The sequence below is a fragment of the Maribacter sp. genome (assembly GCF_039974175.1).
Lineage (GTDB): Bacteria > Bacteroidota > Bacteroidia > Flavobacteriales > Flavobacteriaceae > Maribacter_C.
Genome location: NZ_JBDWJN010000013.1, coordinates 254,311 through 276,224 on the forward strand (window position 1 = coordinate 254,311; position 21,914 = coordinate 276,224).

At 39.7% G+C, this 21,914-nt stretch carries 24 protein-coding genes; 9 read left to right on the forward strand and 15 right to left on the reverse strand.

Annotated elements, in window-relative coordinates; all coding sequences use genetic code 11:
* Positions 1 to 24 precede the first annotated feature (24 nt).
* The 5 genes from ABJN95_RS18470 to ABJN95_RS18490 form a co-directional block, all read right to left on the reverse strand.
* The gene (locus ABJN95_RS18470; protein ID WP_348372618.1) at positions 25 to 315 is read right to left on the reverse strand and encodes a hypothetical protein; all 291 of its coding nucleotides are present in this window, start codon (positions 313 to 315) and stop codon (positions 25 to 27) included.
* A gap of 6 nt (positions 316 to 321) precedes the next feature.
* Positions 322 to 774, reverse strand: a complete 453-nt coding sequence (locus tag ABJN95_RS18475) for a Coq4 family protein (protein ID WP_348372620.1) — start codon at positions 772 to 774, stop codon at positions 322 to 324.
* A 56-nt stretch (positions 775 to 830) separates the two neighbouring features.
* Entirely contained in the window at positions 831 to 1,121 is a 291-nt protein-coding gene (locus ABJN95_RS18480; protein WP_348372622.1) for a transcriptional regulator, read from the reverse strand.
* Entirely contained in the window at positions 1,118 to 1,735 is a 618-nt protein-coding gene (locus tag ABJN95_RS18485; RefSeq protein ID WP_348372623.1) for a hypothetical protein, read from the reverse strand. Before ABJN95_RS18485 ends, ABJN95_RS18480 begins: the two co-directional genes overlap by 4 nt.
* Positions 1,736 to 1,882: 147 nt before the next feature.
* Positions 1,883 to 2,998: an Sb-PDE family phosphodiesterase gene (locus ABJN95_RS18490; protein ID WP_348372625.1), complete on the reverse strand. Its 1,116-nt coding sequence runs from the start codon at positions 2,996 to 2,998 to the stop codon at positions 1,883 to 1,885.
* A gap of 91 nt (positions 2,999 to 3,089) precedes the next feature.
* Between ABJN95_RS18490 and ABJN95_RS18495 the strand changes: the two genes are divergently transcribed.
* Positions 3,090 to 3,449 carry a DUF1801 domain-containing protein gene (locus tag ABJN95_RS18495; RefSeq protein ID WP_348372626.1) on the forward strand — a complete coding sequence of 120 codons (360 nt, stop codon included), beginning with the start codon at positions 3,090 to 3,092 and terminating at the stop codon, positions 3,447 to 3,449.
* Positions 3,450 to 3,498: 49 nt separating this feature from the next.
* On the opposite strand, the gene ABJN95_RS18500 is transcribed toward ABJN95_RS18495, so the two are convergent.
* The 3 genes from ABJN95_RS18500 to kdsA are packed head-to-tail and all read right to left on the reverse strand — an operon-like array spanning position 3,499 to position 7,984.
* On the reverse strand, positions 3,499 to 5,100 hold the full coding sequence (locus ABJN95_RS18500; RefSeq protein WP_348372628.1) for a sulfatase/phosphatase domain-containing protein: 1,602 nt from the start codon (positions 5,098 to 5,100) through the stop codon (positions 3,499 to 3,501).
* 49 nt (positions 5,101 to 5,149) lie between these two features.
* Positions 5,150 to 7,117 (reverse strand): DUF3857 domain-containing protein, encoded by a 1,968-nt coding sequence (locus ABJN95_RS18505; protein WP_348372629.1) that lies wholly within the window; start codon positions 7,115 to 7,117, stop codon positions 5,150 to 5,152.
* Between the two features lie 45 nt (positions 7,118 to 7,162).
* Positions 7,163 to 7,984, reverse strand: coding sequence for a 3-deoxy-8-phosphooctulonate synthase (gene kdsA / locus ABJN95_RS18510; protein ID WP_348372631.1), 822 nt, complete (start codon positions 7,982 to 7,984; stop codon positions 7,163 to 7,165).
* Positions 7,985 to 8,060: 76 nt separating this feature from the next.
* On the opposite strand from kdsA, the gene ABJN95_RS18515 reads away from it, so the two are divergent.
* Positions 8,061 to 8,384 carry a hypothetical protein gene (locus ABJN95_RS18515; RefSeq protein WP_348372633.1) on the forward strand — a complete coding sequence of 108 codons (324 nt, stop codon included), beginning with the start codon at positions 8,061 to 8,063 and terminating at the stop codon, positions 8,382 to 8,384.
* A gap of 57 nt (positions 8,385 to 8,441) precedes the next feature.
* Positions 8,442 to 8,651: a hypothetical protein gene (locus ABJN95_RS18520; RefSeq protein WP_348372634.1), complete on the forward strand. Its 210-nt coding sequence runs from the start codon at positions 8,442 to 8,444 to the stop codon at positions 8,649 to 8,651.
* A 4-nt stretch (positions 8,652 to 8,655) separates the two neighbouring features.
* Here ABJN95_RS18520 and ABJN95_RS18525 read toward each other — a convergent pair whose 3' ends face one another.
* Both ABJN95_RS18525 and ABJN95_RS18530 read right to left on the reverse strand, forming a co-directional pair.
* Entirely contained in the window at positions 8,656 to 9,378 is a 723-nt protein-coding gene (locus ABJN95_RS18525) for a LytTR family DNA-binding domain-containing protein (protein ID WP_348372636.1), read from the reverse strand.
* A complete protein-coding gene (locus ABJN95_RS18530; RefSeq protein WP_348372638.1) occupies positions 9,375 to 10,433 on the reverse strand; it encodes a histidine kinase in 1,059 nt (352 codons plus the stop codon). The genes ABJN95_RS18525 and ABJN95_RS18530 overlap by 4 nt, the downstream gene beginning before the upstream one ends.
* A gap of 187 nt (positions 10,434 to 10,620) precedes the next feature.
* On the opposite strand from ABJN95_RS18530, the gene ABJN95_RS18535 reads away from it, so the two are divergent.
* The 6 genes from ABJN95_RS18535 to ABJN95_RS18560 all read left to right on the forward strand — a co-directional run bounded on the left by ABJN95_RS18535 (position 10,621) and on the right by ABJN95_RS18560 (position 17,412).
* Positions 10,621 to 13,020 (forward strand): outer membrane beta-barrel family protein, encoded by a 2,400-nt coding sequence (locus tag ABJN95_RS18535; protein WP_348372639.1) that lies wholly within the window; start codon positions 10,621 to 10,623, stop codon positions 13,018 to 13,020.
* 150 nt (positions 13,021 to 13,170) lie between these two features.
* Positions 13,171 to 13,728: a hypothetical protein gene (locus ABJN95_RS18540; protein ID WP_348372641.1), complete on the forward strand. Its 558-nt coding sequence runs from the start codon at positions 13,171 to 13,173 to the stop codon at positions 13,726 to 13,728.
* Between the two features lie 117 nt (positions 13,729 to 13,845).
* Positions 13,846 to 15,645, forward strand: coding sequence for a translational GTPase TypA (gene typA, locus ABJN95_RS18545; protein WP_348372643.1), 1,800 nt, complete (start codon positions 13,846 to 13,848; stop codon positions 15,643 to 15,645).
* A gap of 107 nt (positions 15,646 to 15,752) precedes the next feature.
* A complete protein-coding gene (locus tag ABJN95_RS18550) occupies positions 15,753 to 16,568 on the forward strand; it encodes an RNA polymerase sigma factor (protein ID WP_348372645.1) in 816 nt (271 codons plus the stop codon).
* Positions 16,565 to 17,005 carry a hypothetical protein gene (locus tag ABJN95_RS18555; RefSeq protein WP_348372646.1) on the forward strand — a complete coding sequence of 147 codons (441 nt, stop codon included), beginning with the start codon at positions 16,565 to 16,567 and terminating at the stop codon, positions 17,003 to 17,005. The genes ABJN95_RS18550 and ABJN95_RS18555 overlap by 4 nt, the downstream gene beginning before the upstream one ends.
* Positions 17,002 to 17,412: an MGMT family protein gene (locus ABJN95_RS18560; RefSeq protein ID WP_348372647.1), complete on the forward strand. Its 411-nt coding sequence runs from the start codon at positions 17,002 to 17,004 to the stop codon at positions 17,410 to 17,412. Before ABJN95_RS18555 ends, ABJN95_RS18560 begins: the two co-directional genes overlap by 4 nt.
* Here ABJN95_RS18560 and ppgK read toward each other — a convergent pair.
* The 5 genes from ppgK to ABJN95_RS18585 all read right to left on the reverse strand — a co-directional run bounded on the left by ppgK (position 17,409) and on the right by ABJN95_RS18585 (position 21,632).
* Positions 17,409 to 18,158, reverse strand: a complete 750-nt coding sequence (ppgK, locus tag ABJN95_RS18565; protein ID WP_348372649.1) for a polyphosphate--glucose phosphotransferase — start codon at positions 18,156 to 18,158, stop codon at positions 17,409 to 17,411. The two genes, ABJN95_RS18560 and ppgK, sit on opposite strands and share 4 nt — an antisense overlap.
* A 64-nt stretch (positions 18,159 to 18,222) precedes the next feature.
* Positions 18,223 to 19,650, reverse strand: a complete 1,428-nt coding sequence (locus ABJN95_RS18570) for a sulfatase (protein ID WP_348372651.1) — start codon at positions 19,648 to 19,650, stop codon at positions 18,223 to 18,225.
* Positions 19,651 to 19,776: 126 nt separating this feature from the next.
* The gene (locus ABJN95_RS18575) at positions 19,777 to 20,592 is read right to left on the reverse strand and encodes an NUDIX domain-containing protein (RefSeq protein ID WP_348372652.1); all 816 of its coding nucleotides are present in this window, start codon (positions 20,590 to 20,592) and stop codon (positions 19,777 to 19,779) included.
* 39 nt (positions 20,593 to 20,631) lie between these two features.
* On the reverse strand, positions 20,632 to 21,339 hold the full coding sequence (locus ABJN95_RS18580; RefSeq protein ID WP_348372653.1) for an ATP-binding cassette domain-containing protein: 708 nt from the start codon (positions 21,337 to 21,339) through the stop codon (positions 20,632 to 20,634).
* 5 nt (positions 21,340 to 21,344) lie between these two features.
* The gene (locus ABJN95_RS18585) at positions 21,345 to 21,632 is read right to left on the reverse strand and encodes a hypothetical protein (protein ID WP_348372655.1); all 288 of its coding nucleotides are present in this window, start codon (positions 21,630 to 21,632) and stop codon (positions 21,345 to 21,347) included.
* Between the last annotated feature and the right edge of the window lie 282 nt (positions 21,633 to 21,914).

A 21,914-nucleotide genomic window follows, 5' to 3' on the forward strand; every position in this document is an offset into this window, starting at 1 on the left:
ATGAAATGGTTTTGGTTTCATTATTTACAGAATTTCTAGATAAAAAATTACGATAGGAATGTTTAGCAGTACTACCAAAATGGTCTTCAAGTGCTCGCGATAATCCTTGAGTGTTCGCATGGTATTAAAGAGTACCAACAACAGGAAGATGGTATTTATTAGGGCAGCGAACAGCGTGTAGAAATAACCGATAGCTACAAAGCCATAGTCGCTGCTGGTTTTAAATAGTAGTAAACATATGGTGCCTAAAACAAAGCTTGTAAAGGCCGTTAGAACAGCCATATAATTAATCGAATGTTTAAATCTGTTTTTCATAATGATCTAGTGAATTAAAAAAGCATCTTTGATACGTGCTATAGGTTGACCCAATAGCTTATAGAAATCAAGCTGATGAAAGGAAAGCGCCGCCTTACCGCAGCTATATTTTGATAAGAATAGCTTGAGAAAATCAGGAAATAGCAAGCTGCCTAAAAAAATGACGGAAAACATATACATACTTCGCTTACCATTACCCAACAAATAGAATTGCATACTAATTTCTTCGGGTACAGTGGTTCCTGTTCCTGTGAGTACGTGAAACACATCATGACTTTCAAGTTTTTCCTGAAGGTCAAAATTGTTGCTTTGCAAAAAGCGACCTGTGTGGTATGCTAAGGTATTTTTAGGATATTGGAGTAGGTCTTCAATACCCAAATCCCAAGCATTATTCTTTTTAAGAGATTGGTATGGCACTAAACTCCATTGATATAATTTTTCTAAAACCACTGCTCTCATATTGTTTTTATAAAGTACTTTGAAATTCAAAGTAAATACTCAAAAAAAAGAGTCAATTACTTTCCAATCAATTTTTCAAGGGCGTCAATGTGTTTTTTAAAGGCTTGTTTGCCCAATTTGCTCGCCGAATAGCGGGTATTTGGTTTTCGACCTATGAATTGCTTTTCTACCAGTATGTATTCTTCTTTTTCAAGCGCTTTCGTGTGACTCGCTAGATTTCCATCGGTAGCTCCCAAGAGTTCTTTCAGCATATTGAAATCGGCATAGTCGTTCACCATCAAGATCGACATAATACCTAGTCGTATACGGTGGTCAAATGCTTTGTTTATATTATTTATTATGCTCATTTATTGCTATCTCCAGTATCATATTTAAAATGCATTAGGGTTCCATATAGTATATGGCATACGCCAAAGCCCAATGCCCAGAATAAAAGTCCGTAGCCGGCAAAGTAGGCCGAAAGCAACCCTAAAATAATTACGGTGATGCCTAAATAGCGTACATCTCGTAAGGTATACTTGCTAGCATTCAAGCATGCCATTCCGTAAAAAATAAGCGTGGAAGGCGCTATCATTACCCAATATTCTAGTCGTATTAATAACAATACGAAAATTCCTCCCGTTAATAAAGGAATTAAAAAGTTGGCCAGCAATCTTTTCGAAGAGGTATCCCAAATATGTTCACCGCTGCGTTTTGCTTTTCTAAAAGTTAATAAGGCAGCGGTAAGCACAGCGAGTATGGCAACTCCGGCTGCAACTGCTATTAGTGCCTCTTGAATAGCTTCATAGGTATCGAACTTCCAATTGCTAGGATAAAGAATTAAATACCCTAGATAAGCTCCTATTAAAGCATACACCCCGGCCATGATGCCTGATAGGCCACTTAACGAGATAAACCGAGACGAGCGGCTCATCATATTCTTGATTTCTGATATGTCGTCTAAGTATTTATTTGAATCCATATAATTATCAATTAAAAGCCTGAATAATTTTCCGAAACATCATACTCCGAAGCTAAGAATTAGCGGAAGAGTATAAAGTACTTTGAAATACAAAGTTAAATTAAATATTTCAATTGATCGCAAAGAAGGATCAAAAAAGTATGAAATTTACTTTTCAACGGAAATTTTCCACTCGACAACGGGCTGCTGTTTTGGCGCAGTAAAGGCTCCCAAAGCTTTTAGTCGTAAATCGATACCCTCCTTCGCTACCAAGGTCTTAATCAATAATTTATAGGTGCCTTGCGCTTCCACAGTAAAAACCGGCGAGCTGTTGTAGAAATTATATTCCATTTGATTTTCAAAGAGAAGGTCGCTACTGGAGTTATTTTCAAGCTCCACTTCCAGCACTTGGGTTTTGGGTAGGTAAGTGGCCTTATTTATTTTTATACTGGCCTGAATCAAAGGAACGAGAAACTCGGGTTTTCCTACCAAAAGTGAATTGTATACGGCAACGGTATTCCCTTGAAAAAGGGCTTCTTGTAAACTTTCAAGGCTCTTTTCTTTGGCGAAGACCAAAGTAAGCGGTCGGTCATTTCCTTTTTCAGTATAATCCCAATCAATGAGTCCGTGAATATCACTTGTACCCATGATGGTGAGGTTTTGATCAAGCGCTAAGGCCAAGGCTTCCTCTGAATAGTCTACTGAATTGATCACTTCGATACCATGCAGTTCACCCTTTCTAATCCGTTCTTTTTGAAAGTTGCTAAGTATAGGATTTCCCTTCGAATTTTGCGCATGCCATGCCGGATGATTCCAGAACACAAAGGCATTTTGCTTTTTAGCTTCCGAGAAGGCCTTGTCGGCTTTGTTGGTCACCAACAGATTCGCATCTGAAATAAAAACAGCATTGTTATGCCCCATGGGAGCCGAGCGCGTAATTTCTGAACCATGCACAATCAATAGCTCGTGTTCTTTGGCCTCTTCCAGCGCCAAATCATAAGATCGGTTTCTATTCGGATGCGGAATGTCATCTTTGTGCGGTTGGTACTCCAAGTGCTCCGTCAGCGATATGGCATCCAAATTTTCACGCAGGGCTTCTTGCACCCGTATCGTAGGCCAGACATTTCCGTCGGAAAAAACGGTGTGAATATGTAAATCGGCTTTTAACGTAAGGTATCCATCGATATTAGGGTAGGTGAGGGCGTGTTGGCTTGAATGCGAATGCTGCGCTTTTAGAACGCAAATACAACAAAGAAAGCAAAATAGGGTGGTTATGTTTTTCATATCAAATAGCGTTGTTTTAAAAGTATGTGGTTCTCCTCTCTGAAATTACAAAATACCTATATGTTTTGATCAAGAAATTGTAAATTTAAATGTGAATCCGGCCGAAAACTACATTTTAACCCAGCCCGAACCTTTTCGCAGTATTTTACTGCATTTGCAATTGGTGATCGAGCATACGATTGCAGAGGTTGATTTGAAATACAAATACCGAATTCCCTTTTATTACCTTAATGGCAAACCATTTTGCTACATGAATCAAAGTAAAGATTATGTGGATTTAGGCTTTTGGAGCGCGGCAAATTTGACGAAACATGTAGCTCTCATGGTCACGGAAAAACGCAAGGTGATGAAATCACTTCGCTACACCTCTTTGGAAGATATCAATGATACGATATTGATCGAAGTGCTGCAAGATGCCTATTCGGTTCGGAATAAGAAATTTTACAAATAGGGTCTAACCCTTAGTTTATAGACTTAAAAATCAACTAGTTTAACTCCTCCTACTGCGCTATCCACCCATTTTCTTTATACACCTGAATGTATTGATTACTCAATTCATCGGAGTCCTTGTACTTTGTTCGCAACTCCTGAAGTTTTGGTTTTAATTTGTCTACCACGCTAGTGTAGGCAGGGTCTCCATAAACATTGTTCATTTCGTTGAGATCCTTTTTGCGGTCGTACAGTTCCCATTCATCCACGTCGTAATAATAGTGAATGAGTTTATATTCTTTGGTGGCAATACCGTAATGACGTTTTACTGCATGTTCTGCAGGGTATTCATAATAGTGATAATACACAGCTTCTCTATCCCATTTTTCCCGTTCTCCGCTTAGCAAAGGAACCAGACTTTCCCCTTGCATATCCTCTGGCGGTACGAGGCCTGCGACTTCCAAAAAGGTCTGTGCAAAATCTAGATTCTGAACCATTTCATCTTCGGTAGTTCCCGGGCTAATCACATTGGGCCATTTGATCAACAGGGGCGTTTTGAATGATTCTTCATACATAAAACGCTTATCGAACCAGCCGTGCTCGCCAAGATAAAACCCTTGGTCGGAAGTATAGATCACAATGGTATTCTCGCTCAGTTTTACTTGGTCGAGATACGCTAATAACCTTCCTACGTTTTCATCCACTGCGGCAATGGTTCCCAAATAATCTTGCATATAGCGCTGATATTTCCATACCATTAAGGTCGAATCACTCATGGAGGGATAGTTCTTTCTAAATGCCGTACTTATTGGCTTATAAATCGAATCCCAAGAAGCGCGTTGCTTTGCTGTCATTCGGGCCAAACGATTCGGTAAGGCCCTATCTTCTATGCCCAAAGCTTCAATGTCGCTTGAATTAACCTTATTGTCGTAGATCAAGGTCATATGCTTGAGAATATTCATTTCGGCACTTTCGGCTGCCTCGCCTCTGGTACTATAATCATCAAACAAGGTTTGGGGAAGCGGGAACGTTTTTTTGGTAAACTCCTGGTAGTGTCTTTTTGCGGGTAGCCAAGAGCGATGCGGAGCTTTATGCAGGTACATGAGCAGAAAAGGTTTTGCGGTATCCCTTCGTTTTTCAAACCAATCAATGGTAAGATCGGTAATGATATCGGTTACATAGCCTGTGATGGTGGTATCTCCTTTTTGTGTATTAAAAACCGGATTGTAATAATCGCCCTGTCCGGGAAGTATTTTGAATTCATCAAACCCTTTGGGATTATTCCCAAAATGAAGTTTGCCAAACATTGCAGTTTCGTAACCGGCTTTTTGAAGTAACTGCGGAAAGGTAACATTGGTGGTATCGAAAGGCGACCGATTATCGATTTTTCCATTGATATGTGAATGTTTCCCCGTAAGAATTACGGCTCTAGAAGGGGCGCATATCGAATTGGTAACCGAGGCGTTTGTGAATAACATGCCTTCATTGGCAATACGGTCTATATGTGGAGTTTGTATGAGCTTGTCATCGTAAGCACTTATGGCCTGATACGCATGGTCGTCAGACATGATAAATACGATATTAGGCCGTGTGGGAAGTTGCTTTTGGTCATTTGTCGTATGGCATGAATGAAGAGCAAGGACTAGAAATAGGAATATACCGTTGAATTTCATGCTAAAGTAGATTTACTTGAAATTCCAAAGTACAAAAAAGAAGTGGATGCTACATTTTCTTTAAAACAACCAAGGAGTTTCTTTGAATATCAGTAACATGTTTAAAAACCTTTTTTAACCCTTCATAGTCAGCCGCTTGTAAGTAGTAACTGTTGAGGGCCAAATCAAATGCGATACCAATTTGATTATTGCTAACTTTTTGATGAAATTTTAATGTAACAAGATTTTCACCCAATTTTACGGCTTGATCTTTTGGAAGTTCTTGTACTTCGTATCCCTCTGGAATAACGATGTTCACATCGTATTTATACCGTCTGGGGTGTCCGAAATCAACGGGATATGTTCGTTCCTCAAGGGTAAAAGGATTTTTGTCAAAAAAGCGAATCAAAAACGGATTAAAGTAAATGACCTCTCCATTAAGAACGTTGTGTACTTCAAATTCAAATCGCTCGGCAACTTGTGAATCGGTAGTTCGTTCCGCTATCATTTTGTATTTCGTAATTTCAAAATCTCCTGCGACATCTTTCTCCCATTCCTCCAAATATTCATCTTCAGAATAGGCATCAAGAATTATTCTTCTATCAACGGCATCATATCCGACACTGATCATATCTAGAACGCCATATGCTTTTTGTTCTTCGAGATTAAATTTGACATACGCCCGAACCTGATCTCTGTTTTTCGTTTCAGCCATGATGTCTTGCCAATAACTTTCGTTTTTAAAGTCCATCACACGACCGTAATGGTTAAGTGCTCGAAACGGCAGCATTCCGAAAGTGAGATATTTGTTGGTGGCATCCAATAGGTAGTCTTTTCCACCAATAGTAACCTTGGCGACTGCATAGTTGAAATCGTTAATGACTGGATGTGTTTTTTTAGGTAAGCCTTGCCCTCTTGTTGATAGCAGCATCAGGTTAGCTTTAATATCGGCAGCATTCAATAAATTGATTAATGACATATTGATTTCAGATACATTCCCTGTTCCCCTTTCAAAGGCTTCTTTTACCCTTGCCTTATTAAAAATTCCATATTCTTCATTCCAATTGTAATGCTTTTGCACAAAGGCATAGATGTTTTTTGCCCTTGTCAATTCGTCTCCTTCTGTTAGTAATTTTTCTGGAACCTGACTTTCGAAAAAACCTTTTTTTGATAGCTGCCTTCCAATATTCTTATCGCTTCTAAACTCCCGGTCAACATCCTTCCAAGTCTTCGTATACTTATCCGTGGTACCGTCGAAACGATTATACTGTGAGAGTTCAAAGTCTAGCCGTGAAATGTAATTTGATGCAGCTAACATAAAGTCCTCTTCCACCTTAAATGCCGGAATGTCTTTCATCGCGTACTTGATTACTTCGCAATCTGCACTCTGCGTAAATCCGTCAATATGAAAGCAATTCTTCTGTAATTTAGAATCGTTGACTTCCAATTTCAAACTTCCAATTAATGCTCGGTTGTAAACGTAGTTGCCTGGTATTTTGGCATTAAACTCACTGTAAAGTTTTGGAATATGTGATTGAAAATCCCACCCTCTAAAATTATAGAAGAACGGTGAAATAATGGTATAACTATATTCTAGTATACTCCCTTTTTGAAGCTTAGGAAAAGTAAAGGTCTTTTCAATTCGGTATTCATTCAAGTCTTTTTCGAAGATCTCGCTGGGTAACACATTGAACTGATTTGCTCCATTATGAGTAACTGCTTTTACCTTTTTTAGCTTTTCTACAAGCATATCACTTTTACGAAGTAGTATCGAAATGGTAGCTTCATCAAAACCCTTCTCGTCAAGTATTTTGATTTTGGTATGATATTCTTTCACCAATCGAATACGGTCGTCAATGACTTTAAAGTAGTTATCACCTCTTTCGTATAAAACCACCGCGTAAGCATCTGGGTCTGTAGCATAAGAGGTCATGTTCTTCTCCGCATCGGTTACCTTTCCAAAATTATCTGGCATTTGAGCATAGGAGAAAGAAAAACTTAATAGTAAAACAAGGAGGAGCGCGTTCTTGGTAGCCATGGTTCGGGTTGGTAAGTACCCTTAAATAACTTGTATTTTGGGGAATTATTGTAAGTTATTTACGGTTTTGCGCAGCAGCGTCAAATTCGTCAATAACTGTTCCAAATGATCTAAATGTAGCATATTGGCACCATCGCTTTTGGCAATAGAAGGATCAAAATGGGTCTCCATAAAGAGTCCGTCAACACCTGTTGCGATGCCCGCTCGAGCTATGGTTTCGATCATATCGGGTCTTCCCCCCGTGACTCCCGCAGCTTGGTTGGGTTGCTGAAGGGAATGGGTTACATCTAAAACAACGGGAGCATATTGTTTCATGGTGGGAATACCACGAAAATCAACAACCATATCTTGATAGCCAAACATGGTGCCGCGATCGGTAATCATCACTTGTTCGTTACCAGAATCGATCACCTTGGTGACGGCGTGTTTCATACTTTCGGGACTCATAAATTGGCCCTTTTTCAAATTGACCACCTTACCCGTTTTCGCAGCGGCTACTACCAAATCAGTTTGTCGGACTAAAAATGCTGGTATTTGGAGCACATCAACATAGGCCGCAGCTTTTTCGGCGTCTGATACTTCGTGAATGTCGGTAACCGTTGGAACCTCAAACGTTTCTGAAACTTTTCTAAGGATTTTTAAGGCTTTCTCATCGCCGATGCCTGTAAAGGAGTCCACACGGCTGCGGTTGGCCTTTTTAAAACTTCCCTTGAAGACATACGGAATCGCTAGTTTGTCAGTAACAGAGACTATTTTCTCGGCTATTCGCAACGCCATTTCTTCACCCTCAATGGCACAGGGTCCGGAGAGGAGAAAAAAGTTATCGCGGTCTGTGTGTTTTATATGAGGGATTCGTGAGAGATTCATATCTTAAAATTTACACAAAGATAGTGTTTCCGTCTGGTTTCCTTTTTAGATTTATTCTTGACAATACGCTGAACAGATGATTAGAAATCTACTTTTTATTACTTTTTTAACCGCTTTTTTTGTGACTTCCGTACTGCGGGGTCAGATACGCGAACAAGGCAAGATGTTTGATCTTGTCAATTTGGAGCGTCATCAGTTTAAATTTAATTTATTCGGCCCCGGACTAAGTTATGAATTGGGTCTTTTTAAGGGCGTAAGTGCTTCCACTAGCTTTGGTCTTGGAATTGCATCCTATCAGGAAGGATATACCTTCGGATTCGCTTGGCATACAAGGTTGAGGTATTATTATAATTTCAAGAGAAGAATTGACATGAGAAAGAATGTTTCCGGAAACTCTTGAGATTACTTTTCTGCCGCACGTTCGATATTCTGGGGTCCGCTACAAATTTCGAATAATTTGGATGGTCCTGACGATTTTGGTTTGGCTTTTTACGGAGCTGTCTATGGTATTCAACGTACCTATCCGAAGGGCTTTAATTTCAATGTCGAACTAGGGGCAGGATATTATAGGGGCGATGGTGTTCTCAACGGATATGGCCCCTTGTTCAATTTTACATTTGGCTGGGTCGCCACTAAAAGAAAATCTAGGAAACCTACTTTCCAATAGCGCCTTAAAACATGATTTTTTTAATAGCATCCATATAACCGCGACTAACTCGCACCACATCACCATTTTGCATTGTCACATCATAGCTCTTTCCATATTTATGTAGCTCTTTAACCTTTTCCAGATTAATGATGGAAGATCGGTGTACTCTCAAAAACGTTTTTGGGTTTAATTTTTCTTCGAGTCCCGAAATTCCATAATTGCTCACTAGGGTAGCCTCTTCAGTATGTAGTTTCGAATAGTCACCATAAGCTTCTATCCATAGGATATCAGTTACCGCGATGGTGATTAGTTTCTTATTTTTTTGCACGAGCACGCGTTCAGGGTAATCTTCGCGTTCCATGATAACGCTTTGAGCCAAGGCCCCTACATCTTTAAACCCGCTTTCCAGACGCTCTATGGCTTTTTGAAAACGTTCTTTCGTATAGGGTTTTAGGAGATAGTCGATCGCATGTACCTCAAAGGCCTGAATCGCATATTGATCATAGGCAGTCGAAAAAATAATCTGCGGAATCTCTTCCAAATGGCCCAATACTTCAAAGCCAGTTTTTCCTGGCATTTGAATATCGAGAAAAACCAAATCAGGTTTGAAACGATTGATTTCTGTAATGGCATCAACACCGTTATTTACTTCGGCAAGTAACACCAAATCAGGAAAACCCTTTAAGTATTCTTTGATCAGTACGCGTCCCGCCTCCTCGTCATCTGCGATCAAGACTTTTTTCATATTGCAAATTTTACGGTCAATCCTTTAGGAGAATTATCCAATAATTCTAAATGACTTTGATACATTTTTTGCAAGCGAAGTTTGGTGTTGGTCAATCCGACTCCTTTGCCAAAAACATTTTGCTTGTTTTGAATGCCAATTCCCGTATCGGAAATTTCGAACTTCAACTTACCCTCTTCCTTAAAAATATAGATAGAGATGGTACCACCCTCGATTAAGCTTGCCAGGCCGTGTTTTACAGAATTTTCAACCAAAGGTTGCAATAGCATAGGGGGTATTTTTTCCTTCATCAGATCTTTAGAAACTTTAATATCAACTTGCAAGCGATCTTTGAACCGCTCTTTCTCAAGGTTTAAATATTTTTTTACGAAGTCCAACTCTTCTTCTAGGGTGACGACATCAGTTTTTGAGGCCCGAAGTTGGTAACGGAACAAATCGGAAAGTTGCGCGATCATATTGCGGGTTTTTTCATTTTCTGCCGGAACGGATGCATTGATCGTGTTAAAGACGTTATACAAGAAATGAGGATTCAGTTGTGCTTTGATGGCCGCCAGTTCACTTTTAAGGGCAGCTTGTCGTAATTCTCCCTCCAAAATCAACTTTCGTTGGTTTTCTTTGTAGTACTCGTAGGCGTGTAGCATTCCGAATTGGATGAGGTAGAACAATGCGGGTATATAAACGTCCCATACAGCCGAAGCCCCTTCTAAGTGCCCAAAACCCAAGGTTTCGGATATAGAATAGTATACCTGTTGTGTTCCGAAAACGAAAATGGGCCAGGTAACCAAATGAATAAGCAAGCGAAAATAGAGCTTTCTTCCACGAAACTGTTGAAATACGAGATACCAAATCGGAACCGTAAACAAGAAGAAGATGAGATACTGTAATCCACAGTTGTCTATAAATCGAATAAGACTGAAAAAACTGCTGTCCGATTTGTCACTGCTTCCCCAATTAATCCACAGGGTAACGTAATATAGGCTTGCAAAAAAGAAATAGAACATTACGAAAGCAATGACTTCCCACTTCTTTAATCTCCAAAAAAACTTCTTTTCCATGGTAAGATTCTTTTGAGAACAAGATAAAAAGATATTGGCATGCTACCTCAAATTTTCAGATGAGTTGACCTATACGCAGTTGAATTGACCGGTCAACTTAGCCCATTATAGGGCGGTTCATCAGGTTCTGGTTTTTAGGAAGGGGCAGAAGTCTCAATTTTGAACCAGTATCAAATATCAAATGGTCATGAAAAATATATGTTTACTTATTTTAAGCTTCTTTAGTCTTTCGTTAAGTGCTCAATCCCTTAAGGGCAAGGTAGTAACTGAAACAAGGGAAACAGTTCCTTATGCTGCCGTTACTTTAAATCGACTAAACGATTCCACGCTGGTAAAAGCTGTTATTACCAACGATTTTGGTCTGTTCGAAATAACGAATGTACCTAAAGGAATGTTTCAGTTGAACATTTCGAGCATAGGCTTTACCCAGTATCAAAAGGAGGTCAACTATACAGGTAGTGATATGAATCTCGGAACTACTGTATTGATGGAAGCTGTTGAAAATCTAGAGGAGGTAACCGTTACCGGTCAAAAACCTATGGTACAGGTAATGGCAGATAAAACCGTATTCAATGTTGAAAGTACGATCAACGCCACAGGTACAAGTGCTTTTGAATTGTTGCGAAAAGCGCCAGGGGTTATTGTCGATAATGGTGGTGGTATTATTGTGGAAGGCAAGTCAGGGGTGCAGATTTTTATCGATGACAAACTCTCTGTTTTGCAGGGCGAAGATCTGACCAATTACTTGGAGAGTCTTCAGGCTACAGATATTGAGGCAGTTGAAATCATAACCCAGCCTTCCTCGAAATATGATGCTGCCGGCAATGCGGGAATTATTAATTTGAAGTTGAAAAAAGACAAGAGCCTAGGTGTTAATGGTTCAATAACAGCTGGTTTAACCGTTGGCGATTTTGCGCGAAATAACACCAGTGGAAATTTTAATGTCAGAGGTAAAAAAGGAAATCTATACGGCACGTACAGCAACCGTTTTGGAAAAAGTACGGGATTTTTGAATCTCTTGAGAACGCAATCTGGTACCTTCTTTGAATCACGTACCAATAGTGTTTTCGATCGCAATAGTAATAATCTTAAGCTGGGATATGACTTTTATGCCACTCCAAAAAGTACTTTGGGAGCCATATTCAATGGAAATTTCAATAATGGGTTCACCGAAAATAACTCGAGAACACCGATACGAAGCGTTGGTGCTGTTACAATTGACAGTATACTGGTAACCAATAGTCAAAACTCAAATACCTCTTATAATCTGAATGCGAATCTAAACTATCGTTATGCGGATACCCTAGGAACAAGTGTTAATGTAGATTTAGATTATGGTAGATACAATAGCGATCGGGCTGCCAGACAACCGAACGTCTATTTCAATGGAGATGAAACTCAGATACTCCGTCAGAACTTTACGAGTCAAAATACCCCAATAGATATTTCAATTGTTACGTTCAAGACCGACTATGAAACCAACCTATTCAATGGAAAGTTGGGTCTAGGAGTAAAGCTTTCATATGTAAATACGGATAATACCTTTGATTTCTTTACACGGATTAATGGAGTTGATTTGCTCAATTCGGAGCAAAGTAATCAATTTGATTATACGGAGCGAATTAATGCGACTTACCTTAATTACAACTACAAATGGACCAAATGGAATCTGCAAGTGGGTTTGCGGGTAGAGAATACAATTTCAGACGGCAATCTGCTTAGCATGCAACAAAACCAAGATTCTAGGGTTGAACGTAATTATACCGATTTTTTCCCATCCGGTGGGTTGACCTATCAGATGAATCGTAAAAACCAATTTGCACTGACCTACAGTAAACGAATTCAACGCCCCAATTATCAGTCTTTAAATCCGTTTGAATATGTCATTGACGAACTATCATTTCGAAAGGGCAACCCTTTTCTACAACCCCAGTATACCAATAATATCAAACTAGCTCATACGTTCAACTATCGTTTAACAACCTCATTGACCTATACCTATATCTCTGATTTTTTTGCTCAGGTCACGGTAGCTGATAGTGGTGGAAGAAATTTCATTACCCAACGGAATGTGGCAGATAATGAGGTGGTAAATTTTGGAATTTCTTATCCAAAGAAGATTAAGGAATGGTGGAATCTTTATTTTAGCTTAAATGCATATATCAGTAATTATAAGGCGAAGAGCCCTGAATTTCTTTCCGTAAAACAAGAAACCCTTAGTTTTTATGCTCAAAACACCTTCACGCTACCGAAAGGATTCAAAATGGAAGTGTCTGGATGGTATAACTCCCCGAGCGTATGGGGCGGCACATATCAAACAGCGGCCTTAGGATCTTTAAATATCGCACTTCAAAAAAAGTTCTTTAAGGAAAAGTTGAATGCAAGATTGGCTTTTAACGATGTTCTCTATACCATCCCGTGGAACGGTACGACTCAATTTGGCAACCTGTTTATTGACGGTAGTGGCGGTAGTGATAGTCGTCAAGTTGCCTTTAGTTTAACCTATGATTTCGGACGTAGCGAAGTCAAGAAAGCGCGTAAACGTAAAACAGGTTTAGAAGATGAACAACAGCGAATAGAGAATTAAAAATTCGAGATACAGGCAGATAAATTGTTTTAAAAGCAAATGTGGAACCACTTCTTAAGATACTAATGCACTATGGAGGTGTAAGTTTCGTTAGCGTATAATGACCAATGATAAAGACATTGGCTGAAAATGATCCCAAATCAATCTGCTATGCATAGAACTATCCTCATTACCCTGCTTTTTAGCAGTATGTTCATAACCGCCCAATTTGGTAAAAACTGTGAGCTTCGACAATTCAAGCTCAATATTGCCAATCCCGGAATTGAATATGAGATGGCCCTAGGGGTCAACACTACTTTTGATATCAAGGCGGGTTTACAAGTGACGATAGACCCATCGGTTTCGGAGATTTATCAAGATTTTGAGTTTTACCCGGCGGTCGCCCTGCAATACCGCTACTACTATAACTTTGAACGGCGCCAGCGAAACCGCAGACCGATATATGGCAATTCGGCAAACTATATCGCTCCGGCAGTTGCCATTTTTGCCCCCGGACCGCGAACTGTAGCAAATGAAGTCGTAAAAGGAGCTTTTGGGTATGCGGGGGTAGCAACGGGTTTACAGCGCAGCTATAATTCAGGTTTCAACTTTTCAGCCGACATTGGTGCAGCCTATTATTTAGGCCCTTTTCAAGGAGGTATTTACCCAATTGCCAATTTGAGTATCGGATGGATCCTAAGTGAGAAACGATGGTGTGTTGGCAAGTAGTAAACTCCCTCAATATCAGTAACATAAAAATAACATAAGTTTGGCTTGCTAAGCCGAAATTAGCAGTATCTTTGCAGGCTGAAAATAGTAGGCACCTACTGTTTTAAATAAAAAATTATGTCAACAACAAAGAATATTGCCATTATTGCCCACGTAGATCACGGTAAAACTACCTTGGTAGACAAGATTATGTATCACTGTCAATTGTTTCGCGACAATGAAAATACAGGTGATTTAATATTGGATAATAACGATTTAGAGCGTGAAAGAGGTATTACGATCACCTCTAAAAATGTTTCTGTGGTGTACAAAGATACCAAGATCAATATTATCGATACCCCGGGTCACGCAGATTTTGGTGGGGAAGTTGAACGGGTACTGAATATGGCAGACGGTGTTTTGTTATTGGTTGATGCCTTTGAAGGCCCCATGCCGCAAACACGTTTTGTATTGCAGAAGGCCATTGATCTGGGTTTAAAACCCTGTGTTGTTATCAATAAAGTAGATAAAGAAAACTGTACTCCCGAGGAGGTTCACGAAAAGGTTTTTGATCTCATGTTCGAATTAGGCGCTGAAGAATGGCAGTTAGATTTCCCTGTGGTTTATGGTTCAGCAAAGAACAACTGGATGAGTGATGACTGGCAGAAAGAGACTGAAAATATCGAACCGCTGTTGGATATGGTCATTGCACATATTCCAACCTTTGAACCGACAGAAGGCAGTACGCAAATGTTGATAACCTCTTTGGATTTTTCTTCGTTCACCGGAAGGATTGCTATCGGAAGACTAACTAGAGGAAGCTTAAAAGAGGGGCAACAAATAGCTTTGGTGAAACGCGATGGAAGTGTAGTAAAATCGAAAATCAAGGAGCTTTTTGTATTTGAAGGTTTAGGCCGTAAAAAGGTACAAGAAGTTGCCACTGGTGATATTTGTGCCTTAGTAGGGGTTGAAGGCTTTGAAATAGGTGATACGGTTGCTGACCTGGAAAACCCTGAAGGCCTTAAAACTATTGCCATTGATGAGCCTACCATGAGTATGTTGTTTACCATTAATGACAGTCCGTTTTTTGGTCAAGATGGTAAGTTTGTTACCTCGCGTCATATCAAAGAGCGATTGGAACGCGAATTGGAAAAGAACTTAGCACTTCGTGTAAACGAGACTGATAGTGCCGATAAATTCCTGGTCTTTGGTCGTGGGGTATTGCACCTTTCGGTATTGATCGAAACTATGCGTCGTGAGGGTTATGAACTACAAATAGGACAACCACAAGTAATTATAAAAGAAATCGATGGGCTGAAGTGTGAGCCCATCGAAAGCTTGACTATTGATTTACCTGAAGAGGTATCTGGCAAGGCGGTAGAAATGGTATCTATCCGGAAGGGAGAGATGACTAGTATGGAAGCTAAGGGTGATCGCATGGTCTGCGAATTTTTGATTCCTTCTCGTGGTATCATCGGTTTAAGAAATCAGTTGTTGACTGCTACTGCTGGTGAGGCTATTATGTCGCACCGCTTTTTGGAGTACCAACCTATGAAGGGTGATATTCCACAACGGCAAAATGGTTCTTTGGTTTCGATGGAAAAGGGAAAAGCAATTCCGTATTCCATTGATAAACTACAAGATCGTGGAAAGTTTTTCGTAGATCCAGGTGAGGATATTTACGAAGGGCAGGTGATAGGTGAAAACTCACGAGGTGATGATATGACCATTAATATTACCAAAACCAAGAAGCTTTCTAACGTACGTTCTTCCGGTGCCGATGATAAGGCGAAGATCGTTCCTGCGATTAAGTTTTCTTTGGAGGAAGCCTTGGAATATATTCAAAAAGACGAATACGTTGAGGTAACCCCGAAGCATCTAAGACTTCGAAAAATCTTCTTGACCGAAGTTGATCGCAAGCGAAATAAGATTGATTAAATAGAGTAATTCAAGATTTATAAGACCTCAGGTGAAAGCCTGGGGTTTTTATTTTTCCTACTTTTTGTCACACTTGCTATCTTTTAATGGTCTAATTTATAGAGACTATGAAAGACACACTAGAAGCACTTGTAGAAAAGGCACAAAATGGAGACCAAAAGTCATTGGAAAGTTTGATTATTGAAATCAAAGATTTGGTGTATAACCTGGCCCTTCGCATGTTGTTATATCCAATGGATGCCCAAGATGCTACCCAAGAGATTTTGGTTAAAATCGTTACACATCTTAGTACATTCAAAGGAGATAGCAAATTTCAAACCTGGGTATACCGTGTAGCTACCAACTATTTGTTGTCGGAGAAAGGTAAAAGAGGTAAGGGCTTTGCGGTGAGTTTTGAGGCTTATGCGCAGCAGTTGATAGATGCTGGTCATTCAGAAACCATAGCCTATACACAAAATAAGGGCGAACAACTTTTGCTTGAGGAAGAGGTGAAAGTCAGCTGTACGCATGGTATGTTGCTTTGCCTGAACGAGTCCAATCGGATGGTATATATTTTGGGTGTCATTTTAGAATTTAATAGCATCGAAGGTTTCCAAATACTTGATATAACTCCAGAAAATTTTAGGAAACAATTGTCTCGTTCAAAAACAAAACTGCGCAATTTTTTAGATGCGAAATGTGGTATAGCGAATTCGAATAACCCTTGTCGTTGTTACAAAAAAGTAGATTACTTAATCAACAGGAAGATAATTGACCCCAAAAACTTGCGATTCGCTACACAAAAGAAACGTAGCATTGAACTTGTAGAAACCATAAAAACGCTTGAAAAATCGGCAGCTATTTATCGTTCAACTCCCCAATATGCAACTCCCGAAACCCTAGTACAAAAAATGAAAGAAACCATAAAGCTATTAGAATCATGAGTGCTACTAAATTAGATACCAAACAATTCATCATAGCTACTGTACTAGTGAATATTTGGGTACAGCTATCTGAAACTATTCGTTATTTGATTTTCGTGGTACCAAAATTAGATGCAAATGCCCATACCGTACCCGAAGCAACAGGGTGGGTACTTCTTATATGGATAGTTTGGGGAACACTGCTTTCGGGCCTAGTCGTGTTTTTATTTTGGATGTGTGTAACTGTTTTTGGCAATTCGATGCAGACCATTTTGAAGTCGACTACCATTTCTTGGGCCTCTGTTTTTGTTCTCTTTTGGGTAGGAGTTTCCAACATGGGGTTCTCAAAATGGGAGCTGTTGTTGACAACCCTTCCGTTGAGCTGGATTGAAATATTTATTGCCACCTATATCGCTTCGAAATTGTACCAGAGGCACCTGAAAACTGAAACGATATGATAAAACCTAAACTTATTCCAATTCCTGAGAAAATGCAAAAATTCTATGGTAAGGGTTTAATGTTACATCCTAAAAGTACCATGGTAATCGAAGTGGTCGAAAATATTCCCAGAGGAAAAGTCATGACGATTCATGAGCTTACAAAACAATTGGCTAAAACTTATGGTGCAGATGTAACTTGCCCCATGCGTACCGGAAATTTATTGAAAAAACTGGCACTAACAGAGGCCAAAATACCTTTTTGGAGAGTTGTCAAAAAAGACCATACGATGATCAAATTCGATAACCATGGGCATTGGGCAACTTTATTAGAACAAGAGGGTTTTGAATTGGAGTTTACAAAATCTAGCCAATTAAAAATAGTGGTCAGCGCCAATCAACTATTGCGATGTACTGAGGCCACTTAATCCTTTGGAGCTTGATGTAAGGCGGCTGCCGCCGCACCAATAATACCTGCGTGATTACGCAGTTCTGCTGGAATGACCGGAGTTTCTATATGGATACAGTCTTTGTATTGATCAAAATCCTTAGATGCACCACCACCCAAGATTACCAGATCTGGTGCAATGATCAATTCTACATACTCCAAGAATTTATTGAAGCGCTTACCCCATTGCTTATACGAAAGTCCTTCGCGTTCTTTGGCTGAGTCAGCTGCCCAAAGTTCTATCTTCTTGTATTTTTTATAGGGAATTTGCCCCAGCTCGAAATTGGGAATCAGCTCCCCATCGAAGAAAGCACCGCTACCTAGCCCAGTGCCAATTGTAATCATGACCACTAAGCCTTTTTTGCCTTTTCCTATTCCATAATTCATAGTGGCATAACCGGCTGCATCAGCATCGTTGACGACGGTAACCGGTAAACCAGTGACTTCACTAAAAAGCTCCTTAACATTTAGGCCGAGCCATTTTTTATGAAGGTTTCCCGGTGATTTGCAGATTCCGTGTTTGATTACGGTTGGAAACCCAACGCCAACGGGGCCTTTATGATCGAAGTGTTTGACGATTTCGGAGACCACTCTAGCCATATCCTTGGGTTTTCGACCTTCGGGGGTAGGTATTCTGTGCCGTTTGGTCAACATTTTACCCGTTACAGAGTTCACTAATGCTCCCTTTATTCCAGAGCCTCCTATATCAATTCCTAATACTTCCATTGGTTGGTTATATGATTCGCGAACAAAAATAACAAAAAACTTTGCTTGGCGTTCGCTAAATCGTTTAGGGCGAATTGTATTCGATTGAATTATAAATACCTGAATTTCCTTTTTCCAGCAAAGGCATTAAATCGGCAACGACCTTCGTATTTTCTGAAGCGATATTTTTGGTCTCATTGGGGTCAATCGAATGGTCATACAATTCAATCGTTGGTTGACCTGATCTGAAGTATTTCGTAAGGCGGTATTGGTCAGTGCGCATTGAGATGCCGTTTTTGAAATAACTGTAGGCTACCGCTTTTTTTTTGGTGTTCGATCCGGTCAAATTTTGGGCAAAACTCTCCCCGTCAATGTTATGACTTAAGGGAATTCCGCAAAGTTCCATCAGCGTAGGATAGATGTCGACACTTTCGACTATAGTGTGTATTTTTTTGCTTTGATTCTCCAGCCTGGGTGAGCTAATAATAAGTGTACTTTTAAGTGCATTTTCGAACAGCGTATGTTTGCCCCAAATACGCTGATCTCCTAAGTGCCAACCATGATCTCCCCAAATGACTACAATGGTGTCTTGGTCTAAGCGAAGGGTCTCTAGTTCTTCAAGAAGTTTTCCTATTTGAGCGTCAATGTAACTGATAGAAGCCAAATACCCTTGCCGTAGCTTTCTGGCGTAGTCGTCGGAAACTGATGCAGACAAACTTGCTTTTTCTTCTCCTAGTGCATATTGATTGAATTCTCCACTTTCATGAAGACTTTGTAAGTGTATGTTTTCAGGAATTCTTGGATTTTCAGAAAGTGGAATGCTATCACCATGATATAAATTCCAATACTTTTTGGGGGCATTGAAGGGCAAATGAGGCTTGAAAAAACCAACTCCCATAAAAAAGGGCTGCCCTTTTTTTTTGAGTTCTTTTAGTTTGCTAAGGGCTAGGTTTGTAGTTAGCCCGTCTGGGTAACCCTCATCATCGACTTCTCCTGCTTCATAGGGTTTTACTTGTTTTTTAAGAGACTGTCGGTTTTCACCGTTAGCATAGGCGAAGAAAGCATTCCAGCCAGTCACCCATTTGCCTGGGTTAAAAAGAAGTTCATCCCAACTATGGGGAAGCTCTCTTATATCAGAAACCGGTTCCTCGTAGCCGTATAACAATCCATCAGCAGAATGCGTGATTTTTCCAATGCCAACGGTATGATATCCATTTCTTCTGAAATGATGTATAAAACTTTCTGGATTTTCGCCCTCGGCCTTACCAGAAATTTCCAATTCAATAGCACTGTTCTTTAAATGCTCCGGTTTCGAGGGTCTCTGACCTGTCATCAACGCATATCTTGACGCACCGCAGGTAGGTGCCTGCACATAATGATTCATAAAAAGAGAACCTTTATTGGCCAGTGCATTCAAATTTGGAGATTTTGCAATACTGCCATAAACGCCCAACTCATTTCTTAAATCGTCAATGGCGATAAATAAGACATTGGGTGGTTTTTTTTGCTGCACTTGCTTTTGGCATCCAATTAAGAAAATCGCAATCAAGAATAATTTGCAATATGTGGGCATGCTTTTCAACAAAGGCAGTTTGTAAAAAAATGAAATTTAGTTTCTTTGAAGATAACACATTCTAAGCTAAATCAAGTCGCCTCTATCTTTCAAGAAATCAAAAATCAGAACATCTACTTCAGCGATTTTATCCTTATCACTGTAGTTCAACCAAGCTATTTCCTCAATCTCTGAATCGGGTTCTAGTTCACCGGTGTAATTGCCAAAATAACAAGTCATCCGCACCAAAATACCCGGTTTGTGCCCATCAGCTTGTGCTTCAAAAATGCCAGCAAATTTTAAGGATGTAGTTTGCAGGGTAACGCTAAGTTCTTCTTTGATTTCTCGTGAAAGTGCCTGCGCGTCGCTTTCATTCAATTCTCTTTTTCCTCCGGGTATATAGAATTTCTCTTTTCCCTTAGTACGCGTGCTTAAGATACGTCCATCGACCAAATGTAACCATGCTAGTTTGTCAATGATTTGTGCCGTTGGCTCGATATAATAATCTATAGAATTCAAAGAATGATTGGGGTCGATCATATCTAAGATTTTATCAATTAACCTACCAGATGCCGTTAGCGTACCAAGTTGCTTATTTCTTCCGATAGCACTTGAAATTGTTTCATCGCGATTGCCAAATTTATAGCCGTGCTTTTTTGTCCACAATACATTGAGCAAATGCGACATCATAACATTACCAAGCTGATCAATAGAGACAGCTATTCGTAATAAGTATGCTCCAATACCTTTTAAACCTTTGGTAAATAAAGACTGAAATAAGCCGTAAACAAAACCTAAGGGGCCAGTAACTGCTAAAAGAACAATGGAAATCAAGAAAAGTAAAATGCCAATAAACGCATTCGCTTTCTTATCAGGTTGATAGACTTGTTTTTTGAGAATCATAGCTATTTGAATTAAACGCGTTTAGCGGTATGCTTTAACTCAAACCGCGCGCTGTATCACTTCAAAAACCTTATTGCCATCACACTTCAAGGTTTTGGAAGGGTATTTTAAGATAAGCGCATAATCATGTGTTGCCATGAGTATGGTACGACCAGCTTTGTTAATGTTTTGTAGCACTTTCATGACCTCAACACTTGTTTGCGGGTCAAGATTACCCGTGGGCTCGTCGGCAAGAATAAGTTCAGGATCGTTGAGCAACGCCCTTGCTATGGCAATTCGTTGCTGTTCACCGCCAGAAAGTTCGTGAGGGAATTTAAATCCTTTGGTTTTCATACCAACCTTTTCAAGAACATCTTGGATTTGCACATCCATTTTAGCGGCATCTTTCCAACCCGTCGCTTTCAAAACAAATCGCAGGTTTTTATTAATCGTACGGTCAGGGAGGAGTTTGAAATCTTGAAAAACAATACCTAGTTTTCTGCGTAAAAAGGGAATGTCTTTTTCACGAAGGGTTTTTAAATCAAAATCTACAATTGTTCCTTCCCCCTTGTTTAACGGCAAGTCGCCATAAAGTGTTTTCATGAAACTACTTTTTCCACTACCTGTTTTTCCGATTAAATAGACGAACTCTCCTTTTTTAACCTCTAGGTTCACATCATTTAGTACTAAACTTTCCTTTTGAAAAATAGAGACATCTTTCAGTTCTAGGATAGTTTCGGGTACCTTGTCTTGCATCGTTTCTGTCATGGGTCTTACTGTCTTTTTTCCTTCTCCTGTAACCACACCCAGTAAATAACATCTCTAAAATCTCGCTGGGCGGCTACTACTAAATCAGGTAGTTGATCAAATTCACCTTTGGCCAAAGTCAATATGGCCTTGCGCGCACTTAAAAGATTCCATTCAGATTGGGCCATTACATGTTTGAGTGTGAGTTTGGAAAGCGCTGAGATTACTGATTTATGTTCCTCAGGGGCATAGTCCGCAACGATTTTCTCGTTGATATCTCGTTTCAGTATAGCAATTTCTTCCGAGCTGTACATCCCTTCGTTGTTGATATAAAAGTAATAAGTTCAATTGGATAACGAATTACCGTTGGTCGAAATATTTTTCCTTTGTATGCAAAGTCGCGCTGCGCTATACGTTAGATTAGGTGTTTTTCGCTCTTTTACCGTAGTGTGCAAAACGTAAAGCGATAAATAGATATACTTTGGCGCAATAATTGCCGTTATCTAGAATAGTAAACAACCTCTGGGCAAACCCTTTTGACACTTTTAAGTAAGACCTTAAAAGATGGTGATGCCCCTTGAAGTAGTTAAATCTCG